Raw genomic sequence first — 25887 nt, 5'->3', positions numbered from 1 at the left:
TAATTCTGACGATGGATTGTGCCTGTAACAGGGAGCAGAGAAAGTTTTATATATCACTACCTGTATTATAAGCCACCCCGGAAAATGAAATACCATACTCTATGCGTTATTTCTGACAGAGAATATTAAGAGGTACTTTTGTGATTTCTGATTATTTTAAAAATAGTGCATTGATATTGTTTTTCACACTGATGTCAGGGTTTGCTTATTCAGCATCAAATCAAAACTCAGGAATTGCTCTGGGTGCCACCCGGATTATTTATCCTCAGGATGCCAAACAAACCTCACTGTCTGTGATTAACCACAGCCTGAAAGAACGTTTTCTTATCAACTCATGGGTTGATAACGAAAATGGCAAAGAGAAAGATTTTGTTATCACGCCACCGTTATTTGTAATGGAGCCTGCCAGCGAAAATATTCTGCGGATTGTTAACCTGGCTCAGGATTTACCGAAAGACAGAGAATCCATTTTCTGGCTGAACGTAAAAGCCATTCCGTCTGTGGATAAAAACTCGCTGGAAGGAAAAAACGTTCTCCAGCTGGCGATTCTTTCGCGGATTAAGTTATTTGTCAGACCGGTGAATTTACCGATCCAGACAGAAGATGCGGCCGAAAAAATTATCATCACGCAGAAAAGCGGCGCGATTACGATTGATAACCCGACACCGTATTACACCACTTTCGTCAATCTCATTTTAGACGGGCGTCCGCTTGATAATGTCATGGTTGCACCATTCAGTACCCATCAGATTGCCGGTAAAAGCGGCCGTAAACTGACCTATCAGACAATTAATGATTACGGCGGACTGCGCAAACAGCGCGAAGTGAATCTGAATTAAGGCATTCATTATTTTATTGTTGTCATGCAGGGAACAGGGTGAAATGAGTAACATCAAAAAGGTTTTCACACATACGCCGGTTTATTTTGCTGTGCTTGCGGCCGTGACGTGTTTTTTGCCTGCGGGAACCGCCGGTGCGAAACCTTCCTTTAACGCCGCGTTTTTAACCGACGACCTGTCTGATGCGGATGTCTCTGATTTATCCCGCTTTGAATCGGGCGGTTATCAGCCGCCCGGTAATTACCTGGTTGAACTGTCCGTTAATAATGATTTTGTCTCCTCTTCTGAAATCACCTTTACCGAACTGAAAAATAAAGAGGGTGAGCCTTATTTATTCCCCTGCTTCAGTGCGGAGACCATTATGGGTTTCGGGGTGAATATCGCCCGGCCTGAAGAATTAACCGCTCAGGATAAACAGTGCTTCCCGTTTACCGAAAAAATTCCCGGTTCCGAATATCACTTTGATTTTCAGAAACAGCGGCTGATGCTCAGCTTCCCTCAGGCCAGCCTTTCCGGGCAGGCCCGCGGTTATATTCCGCCGGACAGATGGGAATCCGGTATCCCGGCGCTGTTTATGAACTATTTCGCGTCAGGGAATAATAACTCGGATAATACCAGCAGCTACTACGTGAGCATGAACTCAGGGTTTAACCTCGGTGCATGGCAGTTCCGTCAGTCCAGCTCCTGGAATTACAACAAAAGTAAAAATTCCAGCAACAGCCAGTGGCGCAGCCTGATGAACTATGTTCAGCGGCCGATCATTGCCCTGAAAAGTCAGCTGGTTATCGGTGACGGCAACTCGGACGGCAGCGTGTTTGACTCTGCCGGGTTCCGTGGTGTGCGGCTGTTTTCTGTCGATAATATGTATCCGGACAGCCAGCAGGGTTATGCCCCGACCGTACGCGGTATGGCGAAAACCGATGCCAAAGTGGTTATCCGCCAGAACGGTTATGTCATTTATCAGGTGTATGTCCCGCCGGGTCCGTTTGTCATTAATGACTTAAACCCGGCCACTTCCAGTGGTGACTTACAGGTTACCATCGAGGAGAAAGACGGTACTCAGCAGCAGTATGTTGTGCCCTACTCCACACTGCCGGTACTCCAGCGTGAGGGCCGCGTGAAATATGATGTGATGGCCGGTGAATTCCGCAGCGGTAACAGTAACCAGGATAAACCGAAGTTTGTCCAGGCGACGCTGCTCGCCGGTCTGACACGGGATATCTCTGTTTATACCGGGACTCAGCTGGCGGACAAATATAAATCTGTACTGGTGGGTGTCGGTCAGAATATCGGCCGTTTTGGTGCGTTCTCCTTCGATATCACCCATGCAAACAGTGAACTGGCGGACGGTTCAAACCACAGCGGGCAGTCATTCCGTTTCCTGTATGCGAAATCCCTGAACACCACCGGAACCACGTTCCAGTTATTAGGTTACCGTTACTCAACCAAAGGCTTCTATACCTTAAATGATGTCGCCTACAAGCAGATGTCCGGGTATGAATATGCCCCGGACGGTGAAGATGGTGATAGCAGCAAACCGATCATTATTAATTATCACAATCTGCTCTATAACAAAAAAGGGCGTTTCCAGGTCAATATTTCGCAGTCATTTGATCAGTACGGTTCGCTCTATTTATCCGGTAACCAGCAGTCTTACTGGAACCGCAGCGGTAAGGATGAATGGTATCAGGCCGGGTATTCCAACAGCCGGAACGGGATAAACTATTCCGTTTCCCTGAGTACCACCAAGGCTCTGGAACTCAAAGAGCGCGATAACATGCTGTCGGTGAATGTGTCCGTGCCGTTCTCATCATTCTCGTCGCGTAACGCGCGCAGTAATGATGCCTTTAATAACGCGTATGCCACGTTCTCCGCCACCAGTAACTCCGGCGGCCGGGATGCTTACCGCGTCGGTGTGAACGGTACATTGCTGGAAGACAGAAACCTGAGCTATTCCGTATCACAGGGTCATGTCAGCCAGCAGGGCTATAACGGCTCTGCGGGGCTGGATTATCAGGGGACTTACGGTGATTTCGGGATCAGTTATAACTACGATCCGGATCAGAATCAGCTGAACTACCGGGCTTCCGGGGCGGTGCTGCTGCATGAAAACGGATTTACATTCGGCCAGTCAATCAATGACACCACCGTGCTGGTCAAAGCACCGGGTGCCGCTGGTGTGGCGGTGGAAAACTATACCGGTGTGAAAACGGACTGGCGCGGTTACGCCATTATTCCTTATGCCTCCGCCTACCGGAACAACCGTATCGCACTGAATCCGGACTCATTTAATGACAATACGGAAATAAAAAATAACGTACAGAACGTAGTGCCGATCAGCGGTGCGGTCGCCCGTGCCACGTTTGATACCAGTATCGGTATCCGGGCGCTGCTCACCCTGACACACAACGGTAAACCGATCCGCTTCGGCAGTATGGTGCAGGAAACCGGCTCGCAGATCAGCAGCATCGCTGATGATGACGGGCGTGTATATTTAACCGGCCTGCCGCTGACCGGAAAATTACTGGTGCAGTGGGGAAATCAGCCGGGTGACCAGTGTACAACCGACTACGATTTTACCCGTCAGGAAATCAAAGGACCGTTACTGCGGACCGCGCTTGAATGTAAATAGAGAGTTAATGATGAAAAAGAGATATGCAATCCCGTTATTAATGGCATTTTTACCTCTTCCGGCGCTGGCAGTGGTGTGCAGTAATGCCTCCGGCGGGGTCAGTGAAGTGTATTATGATCTGACGGACAGCTTTACGTCCGCCAATAACCAGGTGGGTCAGGTAAAAGTATTAACCAAAAACTTCAGTGAACGGGTTGAAGGGATCTGCCCTGTCCACTCCGGTAATAACCGGACAATGCGAAGCTATGTCGCCAATATGCCGGTGGTGGAAACGGAAGGAGCTTATAAATACCTCCAGCTGAATGATTACCTGCGCGGAGCGATGAGTATTATTGACAGCTCCGCCGGTACTTTTTATCCGCCTCAGGACTATGTTCTGATGGGAACACACCCTAACGTTACCAAGGGCAAGCCGTTCGGCATCATGGACAGTAATTTTACGTTCCGTCTGAAAGTTACCCGGCGTTTTGTTGACCAGGTGGTGATCCCGAAAAAAACACTGTTTACCGTATATGTCACCACGGCGAATAACGACCCGTTAAGCACACCGGTTTATACCATCAGCTACAGCGGCGTGATTAATGTGCCGCAGCAATGCAAAGTCGGCGTTAATGATATTGTGGTCATTAACTTCGGTAAAATCGGCTCACAGTTATTCAGCCAGGCCGGTGCCGGAAATAAACCCGCCACGGTGAATAAAAAGCTCGAAAATATCGCAATACAGTGTACCAACGTAGAAGCCAAAGCTTATCTGACACTGCGTATCGAAGCCGAAAAAGTCAGCGGCAATATGATTGTCTCTGATAACCCGGATGTCGGTTTTATGGTTGGTGATAAAGACGGCAACGCATTAACACCGAATAATATCGGCAGTGTTATTCCGTTCCAGCTTGATGGTGCCGGATCGGCCCGTACTGCAATTACCGCCTGGCCTGTCAGTGTGACAGGAAATAAACCGAAAGAAGGTGTTTTCCAATCCCGCGGATATTTACGCGTAGACTACGAATAACAGGCACGGCAATGAAAAAAAGAATATCACAGGCTCTGTTTCCCCTGCTGTCCGGCTGGCTGCTGATCCATTCCGCCGCCGCCTATGAACTTGGCCGGGTGAATATTGAGCTGTCCGGTGAAATTGTGGCTTACAGCTGCGGGGTCGAAGTCTCTCAGGCAAATAAAAAAGTGGAGCTGGGACGCTGGGCACTGAAGAATTTCCGTGCCGCCGGAGATAAAACACAATCAATGCCGTTCAGTTTTCAGTTACAGAATTGCCCGCCCTCTTCTGCTGTCACTTTTGTTTTCAGCGGTAAGAAAGATAAAACGGACAGCTCATTGCTGGCCATAAATGAAGGTGCGAGTGCGGCGGGATCTGTGGCGGTCGAAATTCTCGACAGTCAGAAAAAGCGGATTCCCATGGAGACCAAAAGCCCGAAAATCGCCATGGATATTAACGGTAACGGTCAGGCACAATTTTATGCCAATTATATCGCCACCGCTGACCGCCCGACACCCGGCATTGCCGATGCGGACGCCACTTTTATGATTACCTACGACTAATCAGAATATATTCCCCGGGGTTCCGTCTCTGCAAAACAACCGCAGAGACGGACAACGGATTAAAAATGATACCGGATACCGGCGTACAGCAAATGTAATTTCACATCTGTATTGGTATACCCTGTTGCGGTATTAAGACCGTTATGTGCCGTAATTCTGTTTTCCGCCGAGCCGGCATCCGTATAGGAATAACCGGTATCCAGTGAAATATTGTCATTAATATTCCACGAAATTCCCGCCCCCGCAGACCAGGCCAGATTAGTCACACTTTTTGATGCCCCGGCACTGAGTGCCTGCCCTGCCACATTAGTATCCCAGGAAACCTCATTGCGGATAAATGCCGCACCGGCACCGGCCATCAGATAAGCACTGATCTCATTATTGACCGGAATGTCATAATACACATTCACCATCAGCGTATCCGCTTTCGTTTTCATATACAGCGAAGACTTTGACGGCAGCGGAAAGGTATTATTTTTCTGATTATGCCAGTATCCGGAAACGGAAGGTGAAAAAGACATATTATCATCCTGCTTCCCGTAATGCTGAAATGCGAGTTCAACACGGACAGGCTGATAAGTATCACCGGTGAACTGATACCCGACCGCGATCCCCGGAGAAAAAACTGTCTCCGTTATATTTTTCAGATTTTCTTTTTCAATATTATAGGACAGAGCCCCCGCCGTCATGCCGGAACCCTGTAATGAATTATCCGTTGTTTTTAATAGCCCGGCCCCGGCTTTGGCTGAAATATAAAAACCCGGTTGTGATGCGGAAAATGCGTGTGCGGAAGCCAGAACCAGCAGACCGCCTGTCAGTAATTTACTCTTTATCATTTATAGTGTTCCTGAAAATTAAATATCAGAGATATTCCAGCGTAAAGGTTGCCTGAGAATTTGCAGTGCCCGCACCGACCGGGTTACCGGTGGCAACATATTGTGCATAAAATTCCAGCGGAATATTTGTTGCATCCGGATAAAGCGGATACACGATGGTTTCTGTATTGGGTTTTACAGTATTCTTATTTCTGTCAAGAACAGAAATCCCGAGATTTGTGGCTGTACTGCCGGCATCAAGTTTAAACAGCGTATTATTTACAGAATCCGCCGTACCTGAAAACGTCACTTTTACCCCTGCTGCCAAAGGCCCGCAATCAATCAGGTTTATCGTAAACCGCTTTGGCGGCACGCCCCGCGGCGTTTCCTGAAATTGCTTTACTGCCCACGTTCCCAGGTCAACTGTCTGATTCATTGTGCCCGGCGTAATGGTACAGGCATTGGAAACCAGATTGGCTTTCATAATTAAGTTAATACTGCCGATATCCGAAACAGCAGCAGGACTGAATATGGCCGCCAGTAAAACAGCCAGAATTCCTTTTCTGCGCCCGGCTCCGGAAAAATTATTATCTGTACTTTTCATCATCAGTATCCTCCGGAGAATTACGGGAAATCAATCCGCAAATAAGCCTGCGATGTTACCGGGCCTTCATCAGGCCTGACACCTGTAACACTGGCCGGATACACCCGGATGCGTGCATTCGCCCGTGTATTTCCGTCAAGATAAAAAGGAATAAAACTCGACAGATTATTTGGTGTCAGTTCTTTATCACTGCTGTCAGTAACAATAAACCCGACATCACTGTTGTTGGAAATCACAATATTCCCGGCGACGTTATTCGCCTGCAAACGCATATTCAGGTTTGTTCCGGCAGCGATATTATCGCAGGTCACCGATAACGTGCTTTCCTTCGGATTCACGCCCTGAGCCCTTGCACCCGCCGCTTTAAATGCACCGGTTGACACATTACCAAAATCCACCATTACGGTTTGTCCGGCATTAATTGAGCATGTCTGCGGAACGGTAATATTCAGAGATAAATAAATATTCTGCACTACCTGGGGTGAAGCACAGTTATCCGGCTGGCAAAAACCGAACTGACCAATCAGAATATTTTTTGAATAGGTACCACTGACAATTTTCCTGTCAATGCGGATTCGGCTCTGCCAATCACGGGCAAATATAGTAATGTTCCCGCCATTATTATAATCTACCGGCGTACAGTTTCCGTTACCGTAAACCCGTTCATTAAAAGGCACATAGATTTTCCCGGTGCTTCCGATACAGGGAGAATCCCGCCCCAGTGCCACAGAAATATAATCATCAACCCGTTTGAATTGCCAGTTAGTTGCATGAGACTGCGGTGACGGAATTGTATCACCATTAAATTTCGCCCATTGCATAAGATAACCATTATGTGTTGCCTTCATGTGAACATCAGGCGATGTTATTGTGTTACTGTTAATCTGTGCACCGGTATTATTTTCATTTGATGCCAGATTTTGTTCTATTTTAAGATAGACATCATTACATCCTGAAGTACAGGTTACCGCATAGCTGTTTGCACAAAACAGAAGTAAACCTGATAACATTATTTTACGCATAATTAAAACTCACTTTACCAGATTAATGTTATAAACAGCGGGCACTGATATTGCTGATCGGGGTATTACTTCCGGCCGTTAAATGATATTCAGCCGTGCATTGTGAATCTGCACTATTTCCCCAGACAATATTCAGTTTTCCTGTTTCCGGCAGACCTGACATAAATGCGACACCATCGTCACCGACAATATTGGCTTTACCGGTATGCTCATCAGTAACAATCGCCCCGAACGGCACAGCTTTTCCGTTTTTCTGCAACAGCGTCACCATGGCTTTCAGACCAATACGGGATTTGAAATTCGCTTTCACAATAGCGCCCTGAACCGGAACCACATAATCAACAGCATTATCCAGTTCTGCATTATCCGGCAATGTGGTGATATCCAGCGCAACACGGTTATTCCGGTAAGCGGTGGCATTCGGAATAACGGCATAGCCGCGCCAGTCGGTGAAAACACCGGTTTCATTTTCAACAGACGTATCCTTAACACCCGGCGCTTCAACTAATATATTGGTCTGCCCGAGCGGCTGACTTAAGGTAATACCATTCTGATGTGCCAGAACACCACCACGAACGGTATAAGTCACCTGCTGCCAGTTCTTTCCGTAGTTATAACCGGCTCCCGCCTCACCATAGCCGCCCTGATAATTCACAGACGCACTGCCGGATGCACTCTCACCTTTATTCGCATATCCCTGCTGAATATTATAATTAAGATTATTGTCCTCAAGTAATGTGCCTGAAATACCCAGCTGCTGAGAGACTTTGTTGTTATCATCTCTTGTCAGCGTATAGGTGGAATAGATATTATTCCGGGATGCGGTAATATCTGCGGCATCCCCGCTGCCAAACCAGCGGCTTAATGGCACTGAAACATTAAATGCAATCCGTTTATCTTTATCCGATAACCCGGCAGATTTATTTTGTGACCAGTTCATACCATAGGTTATATCTTCCCAGTTACCGTTATAACCAAACTGAAGTGACTGATCAGTTTCATTTGTTCCCCAGTATGTCTGGTGGCTGCCGGTAATATAAACTGATCCGTAACCGTCAAACTGCTGACTGATATTAACCTGATACTGTCCCTGCTTGGTATAATAGAGGTTATGATAATCAATAATCTCGGCATCTTTATATTCAGCACCATCCTGGGTTCTGATATTATATCCGCTCATCTGCCTGTAGCTGGTTTCACTTAATGTATAATAACCTTTGGTAGAATAACGGTACCCCATCAGCTGAAAGTTTGTCCCCAGTTCGTTCAGCGATTTGGCATATAAAAAGCGGACGGACTGTCCCTGTTTATGCTCACCATTAGGTAACCGGCTGTTTGCCTGAGTAATATCCGCTGAAATAGCCCCCCATTCCCCCAGGTTTTTCCCGGCCCCCGCAGAGAAAGCCCGGTAATTATCAGATAACTGCGTTCCGCCATAAACGGTCACACCTTCGGATAAACCGTGGCTGATCGTTCCCTGCCAGAAATCCGGACTGTTTTGCATTGATGAACCGGAACGGAATTCCCCGGCTGTTACTTCATATTTTGTCCGGCCTTCACGCTGTAACATCGGTACAGCAGAATACGGCACGGTAAACTGCGTGATTGTGCCGTTATTTTCTTTAACTGTGACATCTAAATTACCGCTGCTGGACGTTGCATACAGATCTTTTATTTCGAACGCACCGGGTGAAACATATGACTGGTATATAACATAGCCATTCTGACGGATCGTGACCTGTGCATTACTGTTGGCAACGCCTCTGACTGTCGGTGCAAAACCCCGCATGCTGTCCGGCAGCATATTATCGTCAGACGCCAGTTTTACCCCTCTGAAACCCACACTGTCGAAAATATCATTTTCCGTAAAGCTGTCACCGATTGTCAGCTGACTTTTCAGCGGAATGATTGCTTTCTGCACATAAGTACGGATGTTATTCCACTGACTGTTATCTGTGCGCCGGTCAGATGTGTAATTCCAGGTACTGGCGTTTCTCAGTTGCCAGGAGCCAAGGTTAACGCCGCTGTCCAGATTTAAAAAATAGTTATTATATCTCTCATCATTTTTTGTATCTTTACTGTGGCTGCCGGTAAAACCATAGTTCAGTAACAGAGCATTAATACCGTTCTGCCATTCTGACGGCGGAATATATCCCCGGATATTATTGATAAACGATGCCTGCGGGATTTCTATATACAGTTTCTGATCTTCAAAATCAAAACGGGCCTGTGATTTATCATATGTTGATTGAAAATCCACACAACTGTCATTCAGTAATATGGCATTACTGATATCAATATTGTATTTTTTAAACCAGTCAGTGGTTAAACAGGGTATTAAGCCGGTATCATCACTGCCCGGTTTGACTTTTCCGTCTTTTTCAGTACTGACAAATAAGATATCCTGCGTTACCACATACTCACCATTGAGAAAAACCTCAACCCGGTAGTCACCCGCAGCCTGTCCCAGACCTTTATCAAAACGGCTCAGATCAGCAACCTCATTACCATTATCAGACAAGAATGCAGGGTTAAAAAACTCACCGGCATAGCTGTTTTTAATAATGGCTATATTGCCTGTTATCATTGCACATGAAAGCATTAACATTATCTTGTTAAATTTAAAGCATGGCAATCCTTTCAGCAGAGTTAACTTCTGCATAAAATGCGCTCCGTATAAAATAAGATAATAATGGTTAATATGAATTAACGCTGATTACCGGTGTATTAGCACCATAGTCATTAATGGTCTGATACGATATCCCGCCGGCAACCGGTTTTTCTGTGTTAATTATTTTTTCAGCGAACGGTGCGATCATAAAACTCTCTATTTTTTGATCAGCCGCTTTCATATTTACCACCGTCAGATAATAGGGTGACGGGTTAGTGATATTTATACCCCCGCTGACCTTATTAAACTTAAGCATTTTATATGCATCACCCACCTTTACCGGCAGACCTTCAGGGCGGACAAACATTTTTATCCTGGCCAGAACGGCTATCTGAAGTACGTTTTTATCTGCTATCTGTTCGCGATCAACGGACGGGATCGCTTTACTGTTCAGCCAGAATAAACTCTCTCTGTCTTTGGGTAAATTTGCGCCTGTATTAATAATTTTTATCGTATTTTCACTTTTTGGTTTACTGACAAATAAAGGAGGTGTAACCGTAAATTCCTTTGTTTTTTGATCAGAGGCATCATCTATCCAGGACTGAATCAAAAACCGGTTTTTCTCATCGGTATTCGTGACGGCCAGAGACACCTGTTTTGCCTCCATCGGATAAATAATCCGGGTTGCACCCAGTGCAATTCCGCCTGCCGATGCCACCGCCGGAAAAAGTAATGCGATGATAAAAGAAAATAATATTTTTCTCATATTGAATGCTGACCTGTACATTATTGAAATCCCCGCAGAGAGTATTTAATTATTATTTATATGTTAAATGAAACCATATTGATGCACTGGCTTTTCCGCCGGTTACCTGCATATCCGTTGCTCTGTATCTGGCATTAAAATGTAATACATTTTCACCTTCGTGAAAGTTGATCCATTTTGATGGCATATTGTCAGGAATGATAATATCCCCGTCACTATCCAGAATAGCTATCCCCACGCCTTTGGCCGTTTCATCACTATCTTCAAGTTTAATTATTTGCGGATCTTGTTCATTAATATAACCAAAGACAGAAAGCCCCACTTTGCTGCTTACCGCAGTGCTGCAATTGGTTATTATCAGTTTAAACGGAATATTGCCTGAATAACTGCCGGCTCCCTTAAACTGATTGGTTCTGAATTCACCCATATCAATAACATCATTTTCGCTGTTTGTTGAAAGGGTACATCCGGCTTCCACTAACCCGCCTCTTAAATGCACCATTCCCCCGTCAATAATGGTATGGGTGTTATTTCCGGCATAAGTACCGGCAGAAAAACCGCACAATAAAAATATCGTGCTGATTAATTTATGCATTTATCTCACTCCAATCGGCAAACAGTGACCCGGTCACCCGGGCCACTGATAACGCGCTAACGGGTTCGGCAATAAAAGGCGGTTTTATTGGTACTGCATTGTGAAGGTCGCATCCGCATCCGCGCCACCCGGTGTTACTGAGGCCTGCGTTGAAATATAGTTTGCGGAGAAATTCAGGACATTGACACCATCCACTAAACTTTGTGCCGTTGAGAAAGCAGAACCGTCCGGTTTCAGCACTTGTCCCAGATGGTCTGCGATCTGAATACCAACACCTTTGGCTGCCCCGGCAGAACCTCCGCCGATATTACTGGTCGAAAGTGCGGTCGGATCATCCGGAGACGTTAACCCTGAAAATGAAACGGATGCTTTGGTGGATACTTTGGTATCACAGTCTTCTAATTTAATAGAAAACGGCACATTACCGGATTTTTTCCCCTTGGCATCAAAAAATGCAGTGCGGTACTGTCCCATATTGACCGTCTGATCGGTAGAGTCAGCGCTGACAGCACATGCCGCGTTCACAATTCGTCCGGTAAAGTGAACAGTGCCGCCGGTAACCGTTGTCGCCGCCATGCTGAACTGACTTGCTGATAAAACGGTGAGAGCAACCACAGACATAACTAAACGTTGTTTATTCAACATACGCTTTATTCCTCATTGTTAATTTTATTTACTATTAAAATATTATTATTGACGACAGGCAGGTGACTTAGCCTGCAAAAGAATTATTTGCTCCATATTGTTATATTACCGGCCTTCCTCCTTTGTTTTTAATCGGTGGTATTTACTCATATTCAAATCAGAGTAAAACAATCCCAGTTCATTAAATATCCTGACAACTTCTTCCGGACTCATTTTTAGTGAAGAAAAAAATCGAAAAAGGATAACGATGTTAAAGTTTGTTAATCCGTTCTCATAACGTGATATTTGCTGTTGACTGATATTGAGTGTTGCGGATAATTCCTGTCCGCTTATGCCTAATTCTTTCCTTCTCAGTCGTAACAAAGCCCCCAAATACCGGTTGGCGTCATATTCGACAAAAAATCGCACAGTGTCTAATGATTGCATAAAAATACCTTGTGCTTTAGATAATATAAATTCTGTAAATACTCATGTTAGTAAATGCGATGATGCATTTGTTTATTTACCTGAGACTAATAATACTGAGATTCAAACATTTTAATCCAATAGTTATTTACGCCTTTAACGTTCATTAATGATAGATTCTGCCTATTGAATTGTATTAATCCAATAACTAATAATTATTTAAAATCAATAAAGACATAATTAATCACTACATATCATATGGTTACAAAAACACCCCGCATACAAATTGAAACATTTAGTTACAAGTGTTAAAACTATAAATTTAAGAGATAACAGATTTTACATCCTGAAAAACAGCAATTAACAATTAATTATTTCAATATTGTTTGATCTTGATTTAAATTAGATAAATAAAACCATGCGATAACCGATACGCAACATAAAATATTATTCACACTGATATTTTTCTATCTATTTATTCATAATATGTAATTATATCCTTTATTGTTGTTATTTTGTCCGGGTGAGATTAGATATTGAGTAATATATCTGTTTTTGCGTAAAATATAATCGCGCTTTAATTAAGAATAAGTCTCATCACGCAGATTTATACTTTTTTCTTTTTCACTCAATAGCATCACAATAATTAACCAATATGATTCATATTGTTTTAATAATTAATAATGCTAATACAACGTAAAATTTATCTGCACCGCTAATATGTATTATTCCCATGCCACCATTCCGGGGCCGGGATGTAAACGCACGAATAACCATGTAATAAACATGTGTAATTAACAGGTATGGTATTACGGCACGGTATTGGCAGGTATGGCATTGGCGGACATGACATTGGCTGACATAGTATTCGCCGACATAGTATTCACTGACATAGTATTCACTGACATAGTTCCCTGCCGGATTTTTTATCGCCAACGGGTAATTTGTGCTTTTTATCAAAGTTGCATCTAAAATACCTTTTAAAATTTGAAAAATATTTTAAGATTATATCTTAATCATTTGTTTGGTTTCAGGAGAGCACAGATGGATCGCATCATTATCCCGACAAACTACATCCATGTCCGGAGCACCCCGCTCTGGACCAAAGAAACAGCACCGAAGTCTATCTGGCAAAGGCATCTCGATAAAGGAACACGTCAGGGCGTTTACCCTAAACTCTCTGTTATGCAGGGCACGATTATTTACTATTCCTATGCGGATGAAACCAGCCCTGAGCCGACCGATACCCTGGTGATCGAAGCCGGACAGTTCGGTGTCTTTCCGCCGGAAACCTGGCACCGGATAGAAGCGGCTACTGACGATACTGTGTTTAATGTCGATTTTTATGTCGCCCCAGAGATTCTGACCGAGGAGTAACACAATCATGAACGACGAAAACAAAGGCTTTTTATTAACACTGAGCAATGAACGTAATCATCTGACAGCGGAAAAACGCTTTCTTAATCCGAAAAAATTATATATTCCTGAGATTGCAGCAGAAGAAATTGCATTGCTGGTCAGTGAATTAGACGGTAAAGAAAAGATTAATGATGCGGCACTGATGGTCACCATGACCAATAGCAATAATGGCGTTTCAGTGGATAAAGACGTGGATTCCGCCGCGGCGCTGGCTGACCCGGAAAATGCAGCGCAAATCGTCAAAGATCTGATTAATATCATCCGCGGCTATGATATGGATGAAGAAACCAATATCTGCGGATGGTAAGCGTTTATCCGCTCTGTGAGGGGAAAGCGGTTTCCCCTCACGAAGAGCGTATTACCCGGCGTGGCGGATATCGTCATACTCTCTGGTTTTATCAAACACACTTTTGGCAAACGGACAAAGCGGAATAATTTTCCGGTTTTCACGGCGCATTTTCTCAACCACTGCCGCGACCAGTTTATTACCGACTTTCTGCCCGCGCAGACTGTCATCGACCATGGTATGGTCAATAATCGCCAGATTATCTCCGGTATACACAAAGGTAATTTCCGCTATCCGGCGTTTACCGTCCTCAGAAAGAATATAAAAACTGGTTTCATCTTCACGAATATCCATCACTTATCTCCTCCGGCTTAAAATAATACTATATGCAAAACCGAGCGGATGAGAATACCGATCAATGCTGCCGGGATCACATAACGAAATAAGCGGACAAACCGCGAACTGATACCGAGAAAAATCCCGATACCCGGTAAATCAAATGTCTGGATCAGTAATCCGGCAGACGCATTAATCTGACCGGCCGTCACAGCCCCCTGTTGCACCAGGTCAGAAATCACCCCGAAATACGCAGTTCCCCCGGCCACACATTTCACCAGGGCAGGCAGGACAAAGCTGTCCGGAATATGCAGAATATTGAGCACCGGCATCAGAATATGATGCAGCCATTCAATAATCCCGGCGGCCTGCATTAATCCGACAATAGATAATGACAGGATCAGCATCGGAATGGCACCGAGTGCCAGACGGATAGCATCCGCTCCCGCGCTGTTGATCACTGCCAGAATCCCCTGATTATTCTGCTCCGCATCCGGCAGCGGTTCTGAACCGGCAGTCTCTGCCGCTGATAAACGCCGCCCGGTGACATACCAGGTAAACGCTGCCGCACACAATCCTCCGGCAATCGAAATAATAATAGAGGTTGTCCAGTGCAGACCGAACGGCATCAGCGGATAAAACACATTCCCCTGCCCCATGGCAAAACACATCGCCAGCGTTGCGGCCATATGGCGATCAGATACACCCCGTTTATCCATAATCGCGAGTGTCGCCAGCGGCGCGGCAAAACTGACAAAATTTATCTGGATCAGTGCAAATGCACTCATCCCGGTTAAGCCGAAGGGTTTAAGCAGCGGTGCCAGCCAGCGGACAATCACATCCAGTACGCCCCTGACAGAGAGATATTTCATTATGATCAGCATGACGACCATAATCGGTAATAAGGTATAAAGCGCGACATCAACGGATGCTTTACCCGCTGAAATGATAATACTGATAACATCCATGAAATGAATACAGAAAATAACGGAATAGGTTTTCCGGATTATAACCCTGATACTTCAGAAGTAATTCAATTTCTCGGATTATCTCAAATAAAGCAGATAAATATATCCAATCCTGTATTTTCGGATATTTTTTTCAGCCGGACGTCATCCTGCGGGATGAATGACCAAATAATAACCCCGCATGACAGTATGCGGTTACCCGCTGTTCCGATCCGGCTGATTTATCACATTATTCAGAAATATGACCAGAGCAGCGACATTGGCATCACCAATACCAGTGCCGGAAGCAGATTAATCACCGCAAACAGTTTAATACCGCAGATCCGAAGCCCGGTCGCAATTAATAATACTCCGCCCGCCGCAGTGAAATCCGCCATCATTGCCGGTGTGGTAAACGGCATTAATAATACGCCCCCGCCCGCCAGCATAAGCTGAATAATCAGCATCGGCGCAGCAATAACCGACACCGCAATGCCCAGTGAACAGGCAAATATCATCGCTGTGAAAAAGTCCATAAAGGCTTTGGTCAGCAACACGGTCGGGTCACCGGTCATTCCTTCATGCATCGCCCCGAAAATTCCGGTACCGCTGACACAGAACAGAAAAATCAGCACCACATAGTTTTCAATAAAACTTTCCTGCGCTCCGCCCCGCGCCGGAAGCCACATTTTTACTTTACCGGCGACGGTATTGATTTTATTTTCCAGGCAACACAGTTCACCGATAACCGCCCCGAGCAGCACCGACAACACCATCACCGGCATATTGGCACATTTGATAATCAGTAAAACCCCAATCCCGAGTGATGCCAGCCCGAATACTGACGGCATCGATGTCCGGATACGTTCCGGCAGCCGGTGGCTTAACCCCGCGCCGGCAATTCCGCCAATCAGTACCGCGGCGGCATTAATAAAAGGTCCGGTAACCAAAACTGACTCCTGCTGTTTTTATTTGAATCTCATTATTATACGGAACCGGTACAATACTGTACGTGTACCTGCCGGCAAAACAGGCGCAACAAAACAAAAAAATCGTGTATTGACTCTCACGTTACATAAGGCCGCAGCCTGTAAGCCGGACCGGTGCCGGTTACGCCTTCATAGCACGCAGGAAAATCCGGATGACACCGGAGACCGGATAATTTCTGCTTAACGCTATTCCGGCTGAATAACAGAAACAAATATATGGTTTTCTCAAAAGCTATCTGCTGAACCTGGTGGCTTATAACATCATTTGTTCAGGTTTATTTAATTAATCCTGCATATAGTAAAATATACCAATATATTATTTTATATATCGTATTTTTATCTTATCACTATTACTACGTATTGCTACGTGGTTCATTATAAGAACATTCCAGTATTTGGTATTTATAATGTGAGATACCTTATCGCAGATTAAATTTTACATTTTGATATTACAGGGATATTTGTAAATGTACGCAGTAAAAATAAAAGATGTTAATAAAAGTTATTACCTGGGAAAAATTCGTGAAACTGCCCTCAGAGATATTAACATTAATATATCACCACAATGTTTTACTGTTTTGTCCGGAAAATCAGGCAGCGGAAAAACCACATTGCTGAATCTTATCGGCGGGCTGGATACACCGGATAACGGAGAAATTATCATCTCCGGACAAAAAATGAATAATATGAATGATAATCAGAGAAGTACATTCAGACAGCAAAATCTGGGGTTTATTTTTCAGAATTTTAACCTAATTCCTGTATTAACAGCGTATGAAAATATTGAAATTCCGTTGATCCTCCGCCGTATGCCACCGGCACAACGCCGCCGTGAAGTAACACATATGCTGGAATGTATCGGAATGGACAGTAAATTAAATTCATTGCCCAACCAGCTTTCCGGCGGTCAGCGCCAGCGCGTGGCAATTGCGCGGGCACTGATTCATCAGCCGAAACTGGTTCTTGCCGATGAACCGACAGCAAACCTGGACAGTAAAACAAGCGAGTCAGTTTTGCAGTTACTGAGAACATTACAGACAGAATATAAAACATCCGTTGTTTTTTCCTCTCACGACCCGATGGTCATTGAGCAGGCCGATGATATTTTTCTGATCAGTGACGGAATAGTCACCTGCAAGCCGGGAGTCAGCGGCTGATGCAAACATTCAAACTTGCTTTGCGTAATCTTCTCCGTAACCGGCGGCGAACCTGTTCCACATTGTGTGCCATTATTATTGGTGCAATCAGTATTCTGTTATTCGGGGGCTATAATCATTCTATTGAATATAGCCTGAGAACGACCTTTGTCCGTGATATCGGTCATCTTCAGATTCAGCACAGAGATTATTTCAGTGAGGGAATGGCGAATCCTCAAAAATACAGTATTCATAATTATCAGGAAATTATTGATGCCATTTCCGCTGATCCTGAGTTAAGCAAAATGATTAACATCAGTGCGCCCATTCTTCTGATAAATGGTATTGCCAGTAATTATTCTGCCGGAACATCAAGACCTGTTTTAATATACGGAACAGAGTCTGACAGCCAGAAAATATTAGGTCAGTGGGATGAGTACCAATTAGGTAAAGGTATCAATATCCGTAATATTCCGGATAAATCAGTGCCGGATGCAGGATTAACAGGAAAGGGACTAAGCCGCCTGCTGAAACTGAATGAACCGGAAGATACCGTATCCGCAGATAACAGCCGGGAGAATAACGAAGCGGAATCACTGCCGGATGACCTCGCTCAGCTGGTACAGGATACCCGGTCAGAACGTAAACCGGATTCCGGAAAATATATCGAGTTACTGGCGGCATCCGCAGGCGGAGCCCCGAATATCGTGAGGATGAAAGTCACCGGTATTCAGCCGCAGGCAGCCCGTGAACTGGACGATAATTATGTGAATGTGCATTTAAATCAGGCACAGCAGCTTTTATACGGTAACGGCGACCACGGTGTGACAGCCATTGTTCTGCAACTGAACCATTCTGATCAGATGGATGAAGCCAGGGAACGATTACAGCAATTACCGGCACTCACATCTGCGGATGTACCGCTGGCCATACTCGACTTCATGCAGTTACAGCCGCTGTATAACCAGATTCTGGCTATGTTCGGAAAGTTATTCAATTTTCTGCTCGTCATTATTCTCTGTATTACGTTATTTACTATCGGAAATACCATGAGTATGGCGGTACTCGAAAGAACAACTGAAATCGGCACTCTGAGAGCCGTCGGGTTAAAACAGCGTGATATCCGGAATCTTTTTCTTAATGAAGGAATATTGCTGGGGGTTATCGGCTCAGTGGCGGGTGTGGCTTCTGCACTGCTCGTGGCTGCTGTTATCAATATTTCCGGCCTGACATGGCAGCCGCCGGGGGTTATAGCGCCTATTCCTGTCCGGATAAAAATATGGGGAGAATTCGTCATGATAGCCAGTGTGGTGGGAACACTGATGGTGGCCGCCGTCGTATCTTCCTGGTGGCCGTCACGGAGAGCCGCCAATGTCTCAATTGTTGAGGCATTACGATACATATAACCGCCATCATAAATCAGCTAACAGGACGTAACTAAAAATGACAGTTAAAAAAACATGGTTAATATCGCTGTGTGCGTTATGCATATTATCAGTGACAGCCCCGGCAATGGCTGAAATAAATGCTCAGGATATTTTGAAAAAAAGTGACGATGTCCGGAATCCGCCCCGCGCGTTCAGTCTGGTGACGACGCTGATCAGTTATAAAAACGGCCAGCAGCATGAAAAAAGTGAGCTGAAACTGTATTCACGTCCGGATGAAAACGGCGGACAGTATCACAGCTTATTACGTTTTATCAGCCCGCAGCGTGATGCCGGAAAATTAACATTAAAAAGCGGACGTGACCTGTGGATGTATGATCCTAACAGTAAGGCCAGTGTTCCTATTTCCCCGCAGCAGAGATTATTGGGTCAGGCCTCTAACGGTGATGTGGTGACGGCAAACTGGGCTGCGGATTATAGTGCGTCTCTGGTTGCGGAGGAAACCATCAAAGATGGTGATAAACAGGATCGTGACTGCTACCGTCTTCATTTAACGGCAACAAACCCGGACGCTGCTTATCCTGCCATGGAATTATGGGTAGATAAAACCAGCTTTAAAAGCCATAAAGCCGAATTTTACGCCTTAAACGGAAGTCTGCTGAAAACCACATATTATCGCCGTTATGATGCGGTATTAGACGGGGAAAGACCGACTGAAGCGGTGATTATTGACGGTATTAATTCACAGCTGGTGACCGTGATCCGCAACCAGCAATTTGAATGGAGTGATGTTCCTGCATCCTGGTTCCAGCGTGATTTTTTACCTCATATCCGGGATAACTGATTCATGCTGAACCGCTCTGCTTGCAGAATTGCCGGTATATTCTGCCTGGCCGGATATAGTCTGTTACGGACCAGTCCGGCCGCCGCCATGGAAGACTCCGTCCTTCAGGCACTGGAAATCGCTGACAATACGGTATTTGAGGAAGTCAAAAGCCATACACTGTCCATGGCGGCTGAAATAGCCGGAACCATCAATGAAGCAGGTAAAAATATTCAGCGCCTGTCACTGGATATGCGTCTGGATACCCCGGTCTTTTCAGATAAGGCCAGGGTTGTCGTATCCAACCGGACTGATGCCCGCTTTTATGGTGCACTGGGCCATAGCGGTAATGTAAATACGCTTCGTGAAGCCTATATCAGCTACAAAGCAGCCTCAGATACCATTGTGGAAACCGGTCGTATCAATACCCGCTACGGGGTTGCTCTGGGGTATAACCCGACTGATTTTCTGGGTAAAAACACCGTACGTTCTGTCGTTTCCGCTGATCCTGAAAGTCTGCGGACAAACAGACTGGGTAACGTCATGATACGCCTCCAGCAAGGCTGGGATAAAGCATCTGTCACCGCTATCATTGCCCCGAAACTGGGAGATAAGCCAAATAATGCCGCTTTCAGCCCGGACTGGGCCGCCGGTAACCCGCGGGATCGCTTGCTGTTATCCGCAAGCTACAAATTCGGGGAAAATTTTAATCCGCAGATTTTATATTTTCAGGAATCCGGACGCTCACCACAGTTCGGCCTGAATATTTCCCGCGTCCTCAGCCGCTCAACACTGGTATACGCCGAGTGGGCCGGCGGGCGGCAGCCGCTGACATGGCAAAATGCATTACCGGACGGTCAGCAGGAAGATAAATGGCGTAATCGCACAGCCGCCGGTATAACCTGGAGTTCTGACAGTAATCTGACACTGCGTCTGGAAGGACATTATGACGGCAGCGCAGATAATGAAAAGGCATCTCAAAAGCTCTCCCGCCTGCCTCCGGCGGCGATCGCACAATCCGGCCTGAGCGGTAATATGCAGGATGTGATGGCATCAAAACGATCGGTATTATTTCAGGCTTATCATAAAGATATCATTGACCAATATGATCTTAATCTGATCCTGCAACGGGATTTGCAGAAAAGTAAAAATATAGGTTTCGCTGAAGTCCGCCATCATATGGGACCGGCAGATGTCGCTTTGCAGTGGCAGAAAACCTATTCACTGAATGAAAAAAAAGGGTATGAAATCACGCCGGAACAGCGCTGGCAGTTATCACTCAACTATTATTTTTAACCCCCGGAACGGGTTCCGGGGCTTTAATCTGATAAGCCTTCATAAATCATCAATATTTTATCGCGGAAATTACAGAGATTCAGAAAGATGACAGCAGACTTCGGCAGAAGGATATTTTGCTGTAAGGCTTGATTTATCAGGGATTAAAAGACTCAGGGGGGATTACAGAAAGTGAAGATGGCGGAGGAGGAGAGATTCGAACTCTCGGACGGTTTCCCGTCGGCGGTTTTCAAGACCGCTGCCTTAAGCCGCTCGGCCACCCCTCCGCAATGACGAGCACTATAGTCTCCTCCCGGCGCCTTGTAAAGTCCCGGATAGTCCGAATGACGGAAATTTAGTCATTTCTCAATGTGTTAGCTGATTTTATCATCACAACCGCCGGTTTCTTTCTTCTGATGCTTGGGATACCCGCAGATTTTTGCTACATTTTCATTCTCATTTTCAGCAGGTTCAGATTATGTTTGTGTTTGAAGGGCGTGAAATCGCCACTGATCCCCACGGCTATTTACTCAATGTGCAGGACTGGCAGGAGTCGATGGTGCCGCTGCTGGCTGAACAGGAAGAGATTATCCTGACAGAACAGCACTGGGAAGTTATCCGCTTTGTGCGGGATTTTTATCTGGAATTTAATACCTCACCGGCTATCCGTATGCTGGTAAAAGCGATTACACAGAAGTATGGCGAGGAGCGCGGGAACAGCCGTTATCTGTACCGTCTGTTTCCGAAAGGCCCCGCCAAACAGGCAACAAAACTGGCCGGACTGCCGAAACCGGTGAAGTGTATCTGACAGCCGTTTATTCGTGGCGGACACGAAATACCGCAACTTCCCTGTAATCACAGGGGGTTGCGATAATATCCGTAACTTTCGCCCCCGGCGGCCCGCCTGCTTCCAGCCACGCGGTCATCGCGTCAAGCACACTTTCATCGCCATATGCTTCAATTTCCACGCTGCCGTCCTGACGGTTACGGACAAAACCGGTCACATCGTGGCGTTTTGCCCAATAAAACGTTTGATAGCGAAAACCCACGCCCTGAACGCGTCCGTATACGGCAAAATGTCGTCCTGTCTTCATGATATCGCTCCTTTTTCTGAAAATAGCACTATTTTAATCTGTATCGCTGTCCGCCGGTTGTAATTTTCCCTGCACCCCGATAACCTGAAATTGTCAGCTGTTGCTGATTGCAGTGATAGGAAACAACAATCTGTTAAGGGATTGAATCTGTCATCAGTACCCCCCATATTAGTAACAGAGCAAGTTTCTTCGGAGGTGATTATGATGATTTCAAGTAAGTTCGGTATCGGACAACAAGTCCGCCATAAGCTGCTTGGCTACCTGGGCGTGATTGTTGATATTGATGCTGAATACTCACTGGATCAGCCGGAAGAGGACGATATCGCATCCAATATGAACCTGCGCTCTGCGCCCTGGTACCACGTCGTGATGGAAGACGATAACGGTGAACCTATCCATAGCTATCTGGCAGAAGCCCAGATCACTTATGAGATGGATGAAGACCACCCTGATAACATCACTATGGATGAGCTGGCTGAGTCCATCCGCAACCAGTTACAGTCTCCCCGGTTGCGCAATTAATACACGAAGAGCCCCGCCACTCACATGCCGGGGCTTTATTTTTGCTTATTTTTCCAGCCCCAGACGCGGGATCTCAATTTTCGGACAACGATCCTCAACGAACAGCAGCCCGGCGTTTTCCGCCAGTGTTTTCGCCTCACTGCTGACGATTCCCTGCTGCAGCCACAGCACTTTTGCTTTCACCGCGATCGCTTCCTCTGCAATACCCGGCGCCGCATCTGCGTTACGGAAAACATCCACCATATCCACCGGTTCAGGAATATCAGCCAGCGTGGCATAGACCAGCTGACCAATCAGCGTTTTTCCCGCCAGTTTCGGATTCACCGGAATCACCCGGTATCCCTGTCCCAGCAGATATTCCATCACATGATAAACAGGGCGATCCGGTTTATCACTCGCACCGGCCACGGCAATTGTTTTTACCTGCTGAAGAATACCGGTCAGAAATGCGTCATTCATATAAGCCTCTTTTGTCATCCTGCACAACAATCTGAGTTATAGCATACTGAATTGAAAATCACCTGTTGGCGGAACCTTTTTTTTTCGCTTATGTTATTGAATAACATTTTATTCGCCGGAAAAGAGAGCGTTATGGAATCAACCACCCGAGTACTGACCAGGCATAAAAAAATCGCCCTTGTGGCACATGATCACTATAAATCCAAATTACTGGACTGGGTTAAGCGCAATCAGGCTAAATTAGAGAGCCACGAACTGTTCGCCACCGGAACGACCGGCAAGCTTATCAGCCGTGAAACGGGGCTTGAAATCACCGGTATGCTGAGCGGCCCGATGGGCGGGGATCAGCAGATAGGGTCAATGATTGCGGAAGGGAAAATTGATGTGCTGATTTTCTTCTGGGACCCGCTCAATGCGGTGCCGCATGATCCGGATGTAAAAGCCCTGCTGCGCCTGGCGACCGTCTGGAATATCCCGGTGGCGACCAATATGTCCACTGCCGATTTTATTATTCACTCGCCGGATTTCGATAATGATGTGGATATTGTTATTCCGGATTACAACCGCTATTTAAGTGAGCGGACTCAGTAACCGCGTGCTGCGGCGGTGAACCTTCCCCGCCGCATTTTCCCCGTTCAGGGCTTTTTCACCCGGCTGACACCCATATCCGCCAGTTCTTCTGCAAAACAGGACGGCGAGTCCTTGTCATACAGCAGCCAGACCTGTTTTTTCGCCCTCGTCAGTGCCACATACATCAGGCGGCGCTCCTCGGCGTGCATAAATTCCTCTTCCCGCGGCAGCAATCCCTGTTCAATCACCGATTCCCGGGCAGCTGCGGGGAAACCGTCCCGCTCATCCGTCAGCCCGGTAATAATGACATAATCCGCCTGCTGCCCTTTTGAAGCATGCATGGTCATAAAGCGGATAGTCAGATGCGGCCAGCGGGTTGCAGCCAGCGACAGAATGTCCGGTTTCAGATGGTGATAACGCGCCAGAATCAGGATCGTTTCCGCTTCTGTCACATAGCCGCTCATTTTATTCAGCAGTGCTTCCAGCTGGTTGTCCGGCAGTAACAAAACGGCTTTCTTGTCCCCTTTCATCAGGCTGTTGAGCGGTTTATTCAGCTGTTGCGGATTGCGCTGAATAAAGCCGTTGGCGATTTCACCGATACGGCTGTTAAACCGGTATGTGGTATCCAGCGCACACTGACCGCCATCACCGAAAACAGCACTGAAATCGGTGGTCAGCGTCAGTTCCGCACCACTGAAACGGTAAATTGCCTGCCAGTCATCACCGACAGCAAATAATGTGGTTTGCGGGTTCTGGGCCCGCAACGCGTGGATCAGTTTTGCCCGCAGCGGAGAGATATCCTGGAATTCATCCACCAGCACCGCTTTCCACGGCGAAATAAACCGCCCTTTCTCAATCAGATTCACCGCCTGATGAATAAGCCCGGAGAAGTCTGTCGCCCCCTCTTCTTTCAGAGCCGTTTTCCAGGCTTTTAAAAACGGAGCCATCAGTTTGATTTGTTTTGTGAATTCTGCAGCGATATCCGGCGGTGCGGATTCAATCATCACTTTCTGGCTGCCGCCGTTCATGCGCATCAGGCTCAGCCAGCGATCAATTCTCGGCACTATGCGGCGGCACAGAGTATCATCTTCCCAGTATTCGCCCTCATCCACCCGCCAGTTCATACTGCCGGTGATAAGTTCACGCCAGCCTTTTGCCTGCGCTTTTTTCTCACGGCACTGAGTCTGCCAGACCGATTTAATCAGTTCATGACGGGCAGCCGTATCGCTTTCCAGCTCACTGATCACCGGCGATTTATTGGATGCCTCGCGGATAATATGCAGCGCGAGAGCATGAAACGTTTTGCTGCGGATATCTTCCGTATGCAGACAGCGCTGAATACGCTCATTCATTTCATCCGCCGCCTGCCGCCCGAAAGCCAGCATCAGGATCTGTTCCGGCAACGCCTGCTGACGGCGCAGCAGCCAGCCCGCCCGCGCCACCAGCACCGATGTTTTGCCGCTCCCTGCTCCGGCCAGCACCAGCACGGACGGTTCACCGTTGACTACCGCCTCACTCTGCGAGGTATTCAGCGGGGAGGATTCAATATTGGCAAAGAAATCCGCATAGGTTTCGAGGCATTGTTCTGTCCATTCACGGTTGCGCTGACGGCGCTTTTCATCTGTATGAGTGAGCCAGTCCAGACAAAACTGATATGACGGCGCGCAGTTATCAAAACCGGTCAGACGGGCACGGGGCAGCGGCAGTGCCGCAAAGGTACGCAGAATACTGTCATGCAGTTTCTGACTTTCCGGCTGTGTCAGCCAGCGATCAGCCTGAATAACCGCGTTAATTTCACTGACCTGTTTATCCAGCACACCTGCGCTGACCACACTCATTTCGTCACTCCAGCGTGACCAGATATCAGTAACATACTGATAAAACGCCTGAGTTTCCTGCCATTGAGTACCATGCAGACGCACAACCTGCTCATCCGGCAGCTCAAACTCCAGTTCGCCCCAGACAATGCCGCGTTTACATTGGATATTGATTAACTCATTGAAAGGAATAACATACCGGTGTTTTGCCCCGCTGACTTCGATACCTGCGTTGAGTAACCGCACGCGGTTGTAAGGATGCCGGGCCAGTGTCTGCCCCATTTGTGTTGATTTTAATTCCATGTGTTCCGCACCGTTACAAGATTGAAATCAATATGTGA

General features: G+C 46.4%; 27 protein-coding genes and 1 tRNA gene. 13 read left to right on the top strand and 15 right to left on the bottom strand.

The features are described from left to right. The first annotated feature begins 191 nt into the window (after positions 1 to 191). Genes JC793_RS06360 through sfmF form a run of 4 tightly spaced genes read left to right on the top strand, consistent with a single transcriptional unit; the run spans position 192 to position 5025 of the window. Positions 192 to 839, top strand: a complete 648-nt coding sequence (locus JC793_RS06360) for a fimbria/pilus periplasmic chaperone (RefSeq protein ID WP_218428353.1) — start codon at positions 192 to 194, stop codon at positions 837 to 839. A 43-nt stretch (positions 840 to 882) separates the two neighbouring features. Continuing rightward, the gene (gene fimD / locus JC793_RS06355; protein ID WP_166707366.1) at positions 883 to 3471 is read left to right on the top strand and encodes an outer membrane usher protein FimD; all 2589 of its coding nucleotides are present in this window, start codon (positions 883 to 885) and stop codon (positions 3469 to 3471) included. Between the two features lie 7 nt (positions 3472 to 3478). Further along, a complete protein-coding gene (locus tag JC793_RS06350) occupies positions 3479 to 4480 on the top strand; it encodes a fimbrial protein (RefSeq protein WP_166707365.1) in 1002 nt (333 codons plus the stop codon). An 11-nt stretch (positions 4481 to 4491) separates the two neighbouring features. Beyond that, positions 4492 to 5025: a fimbria assembly protein gene (gene sfmF, locus JC793_RS06345; protein ID WP_166707364.1), complete on the top strand. Its 534-nt coding sequence runs from the start codon at positions 4492 to 4494 to the stop codon at positions 5023 to 5025. 59 nt (positions 5026 to 5084) lie between these two features. On the opposite strand, the gene JC793_RS06340 is transcribed toward sfmF, so the two are convergent. From JC793_RS06340 to JC793_RS06305, 8 genes are all read right to left on the bottom strand, one after another. Then, complete coding sequence (locus tag JC793_RS06340) at positions 5085 to 5861, bottom strand: outer membrane protein (RefSeq protein ID WP_218427837.1); 777 nt, start codon at positions 5859 to 5861, stop codon at positions 5085 to 5087. Positions 5862 to 5886: 25 nt separating this feature from the next. Further along, entirely contained in the window at positions 5887 to 6447 is a 561-nt protein-coding gene (locus tag JC793_RS06335; protein WP_247717331.1) for a fimbrial protein, read from the bottom strand. 17 nt (positions 6448 to 6464) lie between these two features. Beyond that, positions 6465 to 7292, bottom strand: coding sequence for a fimbrial protein (locus JC793_RS06330; RefSeq protein WP_243846734.1), 828 nt, complete (start codon positions 7290 to 7292; stop codon positions 6465 to 6467). Positions 7293 to 7494: 202 nt separating this feature from the next. Continuing rightward, positions 7495 to 10128 carry a fimbrial biogenesis usher protein gene (locus tag JC793_RS06325; RefSeq protein WP_218427833.1) on the bottom strand — a complete coding sequence of 878 codons (2634 nt, stop codon included), beginning with the start codon at positions 10126 to 10128 and terminating at the stop codon, positions 7495 to 7497. 34 nt (positions 10129 to 10162) lie between these two features. Further along, positions 10163 to 10843, bottom strand: a complete 681-nt coding sequence (locus JC793_RS06320; protein WP_166707360.1) for a fimbria/pilus periplasmic chaperone — start codon at positions 10841 to 10843, stop codon at positions 10163 to 10165. 52 nt (positions 10844 to 10895) lie between these two features. Beyond that, the gene (locus tag JC793_RS06315; protein WP_247717330.1) at positions 10896 to 11321 is read right to left on the bottom strand and encodes a fimbrial protein; all 426 of its coding nucleotides are present in this window, start codon (positions 11319 to 11321) and stop codon (positions 10896 to 10898) included. A 201-nt stretch (positions 11322 to 11522) separates the two neighbouring features. Then, a complete protein-coding gene (gene fimA, locus JC793_RS06310; RefSeq protein ID WP_107678275.1) occupies positions 11523 to 12083 on the bottom strand; it encodes a type 1 fimbrial major subunit FimA in 561 nt (186 codons plus the stop codon). A 105-nt stretch (positions 12084 to 12188) separates the two neighbouring features. After that, a complete protein-coding gene (locus JC793_RS06305; protein WP_052926138.1) occupies positions 12189 to 12509 on the bottom strand; it encodes a helix-turn-helix domain-containing protein in 321 nt (106 codons plus the stop codon). Positions 12510 to 13532: 1023 nt separating this feature from the next. On the opposite strand from JC793_RS06305, the gene JC793_RS06300 reads away from it, so the two are divergent. Continuing rightward, positions 13533 to 13865, top strand: a complete 333-nt coding sequence (locus tag JC793_RS06300; RefSeq protein WP_052926139.1) for a TehB family protein — start codon at positions 13533 to 13535, stop codon at positions 13863 to 13865. Between the two features lie 7 nt (positions 13866 to 13872). Next, a complete protein-coding gene (locus JC793_RS06295) occupies positions 13873 to 14214 on the top strand; it encodes a DUF1869 domain-containing protein (protein WP_046892630.1) in 342 nt (113 codons plus the stop codon). 51 nt (positions 14215 to 14265) lie between these two features. Here the strand turns inward: JC793_RS06295 and JC793_RS06290 are convergent, their stop codons facing one another. The 3 genes from JC793_RS06290 to JC793_RS06280 form a co-directional block, all read right to left on the bottom strand. Beyond that, positions 14266 to 14547 carry a GNAT family N-acetyltransferase gene (locus JC793_RS06290; protein ID WP_052926140.1) on the bottom strand — a complete coding sequence of 94 codons (282 nt, stop codon included), beginning with the start codon at positions 14545 to 14547 and terminating at the stop codon, positions 14266 to 14268. 17 nt (positions 14548 to 14564) lie between these two features. Then, a complete protein-coding gene (locus JC793_RS06285; protein WP_166707356.1) occupies positions 14565 to 15497 on the bottom strand; it encodes a nucleoside recognition domain-containing protein in 933 nt (310 codons plus the stop codon). Between the two features lie 233 nt (positions 15498 to 15730). Then, positions 15731 to 16426 (bottom strand): DUF554 domain-containing protein, encoded by a 696-nt coding sequence (locus JC793_RS06280; protein ID WP_046892633.1) that lies wholly within the window; start codon positions 16424 to 16426, stop codon positions 15731 to 15733. 617 nt (positions 16427 to 17043) lie between these two features. On the opposite strand from JC793_RS06280, the gene JC793_RS06275 reads away from it, so the two are divergent. From JC793_RS06275 to JC793_RS06260, 4 genes are all read left to right on the top strand, one after another. Continuing rightward, entirely contained in the window at positions 17044 to 17622 is a 579-nt protein-coding gene (locus tag JC793_RS06275) for an ABC transporter ATP-binding protein (RefSeq protein ID WP_243846733.1), read from the top strand. Beyond that, a complete protein-coding gene (locus JC793_RS06270; protein ID WP_218427829.1) occupies positions 17622 to 19007 on the top strand; it encodes an ABC transporter permease in 1386 nt (461 codons plus the stop codon). The genes JC793_RS06275 and JC793_RS06270 overlap by 1 nt, the downstream gene beginning before the upstream one ends. A 133-nt stretch (positions 19008 to 19140) precedes the next feature. Beyond that, a complete protein-coding gene (locus JC793_RS06265) occupies positions 19141 to 19830 on the top strand; it encodes an outer membrane lipoprotein-sorting protein (RefSeq protein ID WP_243846731.1) in 690 nt (229 codons plus the stop codon). Between the two features lie 87 nt (positions 19831 to 19917). Beyond that, complete coding sequence (locus JC793_RS06260; RefSeq protein ID WP_247717329.1) at positions 19918 to 21105, top strand: hypothetical protein; 1188 nt, start codon at positions 19918 to 19920, stop codon at positions 21103 to 21105. A gap of 178 nt (positions 21106 to 21283) precedes the next feature. On the opposite strand, the gene JC793_RS06255 is transcribed toward JC793_RS06260, so the two are convergent. Beyond that, positions 21284 to 21371: transfer RNA gene (locus tag JC793_RS06255), tRNA-Ser, on the bottom strand. Positions 21372 to 21562: 191 nt separating this feature from the next. Between JC793_RS06255 and JC793_RS06250 the strand changes: the two genes are divergently transcribed. Next, on the top strand, positions 21563 to 21892 hold the full coding sequence (locus tag JC793_RS06250; RefSeq protein ID WP_046892641.1) for a TusE/DsrC/DsvC family sulfur relay protein: 330 nt from the start codon (positions 21563 to 21565) through the stop codon (positions 21890 to 21892). Positions 21893 to 21899: 7 nt separating this feature from the next. Here JC793_RS06250 and JC793_RS06245 read toward each other — a convergent pair whose 3' ends face one another. Further along, positions 21900 to 22178 (bottom strand): acylphosphatase, encoded by a 279-nt coding sequence (locus JC793_RS06245; protein ID WP_182104916.1) that lies wholly within the window; start codon positions 22176 to 22178, stop codon positions 21900 to 21902. 201 nt (positions 22179 to 22379) lie between these two features. On the opposite strand from JC793_RS06245, the gene hspQ reads away from it, so the two are divergent. Continuing rightward, positions 22380 to 22700 (top strand): heat shock protein HspQ, encoded by a 321-nt coding sequence (gene hspQ, locus JC793_RS06240; protein WP_004235876.1) that lies wholly within the window; start codon positions 22380 to 22382, stop codon positions 22698 to 22700. Between the two features lie 45 nt (positions 22701 to 22745). On the opposite strand, the gene JC793_RS06235 is transcribed toward hspQ, so the two are convergent. Next, entirely contained in the window at positions 22746 to 23159 is a 414-nt protein-coding gene (locus JC793_RS06235; protein ID WP_107678261.1) for a CoA-binding protein, read from the bottom strand. Between the two features lie 132 nt (positions 23160 to 23291). Here JC793_RS06235 and JC793_RS06230 point away from each other — a divergent pair, with 132 nt between their 5' ends. Then, complete coding sequence (locus tag JC793_RS06230; protein WP_046892717.1) at positions 23292 to 23750, top strand: methylglyoxal synthase; 459 nt, start codon at positions 23292 to 23294, stop codon at positions 23748 to 23750. Between the two features lie 44 nt (positions 23751 to 23794). Here the strand turns inward: JC793_RS06230 and helD are convergent, their stop codons facing one another. After that, on the bottom strand, positions 23795 to 25849 hold the full coding sequence (gene helD / locus JC793_RS06225) for a DNA helicase IV (RefSeq protein WP_218427827.1): 2055 nt from the start codon (positions 25847 to 25849) through the stop codon (positions 23795 to 23797). Positions 25850 to 25887 lie beyond the last annotated feature (38 nt).

It is taken from the genome of Morganella morganii (assembly GCF_019242955.1).
GTDB classification, from domain to species: Bacteria; Pseudomonadota; Gammaproteobacteria; order Enterobacterales; family Enterobacteriaceae; genus Morganella; species Morganella sibonii.
This window is presented reverse-complemented; position numbering and strand designations above follow the sequence as displayed.